Raw genomic sequence first — 591 nt, forward strand, 5'->3', positions numbered from 1 at the left:
TCTTATGAACCGCGTCATAGTCCGGCGGACCATCGGTCTTGGTCCGGCCGATCACCCAGACATAAGGCGTCGGTGCTTCGATGCGTTGCGTGTCCTTCGGCAGTTTGAATTCATCGACGTATCGATCGCGCAGGTCGGGCCGCCAATTGCGCGGCGTGATGAGGAAGTTTCCCGCGGCCGTTCCCGTCGTTCGCCAGCCTGGCGAGGCGAAGACATTGCTCCACATGTCGAGCATCGGCAGCAGGTAGTAGCGGCCGTTGGTATCGGGGACTGAAATGACAACCGGCTCTTTCGTCATGTCGAGCCATCCGCTCGAATAGAGGGTGTCGAAATTCGGCCTCACGACCGATCGAAAGTTCGCGTCCGGAAAGGCGGGAATGTTCGCGAACATGTTCATCGGCCCACCCAGCGCGGTGTTCTTGCCGGGCTCGACGTTAGTGAGCTGCTGGCGGGTGAGCTCCATCGTGACGAGCGGGTAGAGGTAGAGGTAAGCGTCGATGCCGATCGAGTGGGCTTCGGCTTCGGAAATCTTGTCCGCGGCGCTGGCGGGAAGGGCGAAAATGGCGACGAATGCAACGAGCCCGGCAAGAC

1 protein-coding gene is annotated in these 591 nt (G+C 60.6%); it reads right to left on the bottom strand.

Annotated elements, in window-relative coordinates:
- On the bottom strand, positions 1–562 hold a 562-nt coding region (locus AC1DT3_RS23610; protein WP_477467575.1), incomplete at its 3' end, for a DUF1254 domain-containing protein.
- Positions 563–591 lie beyond the last annotated feature (29 nt).

It is taken from the genome of Microvirga sp. P4_G7 (assembly GCF_056401005.1).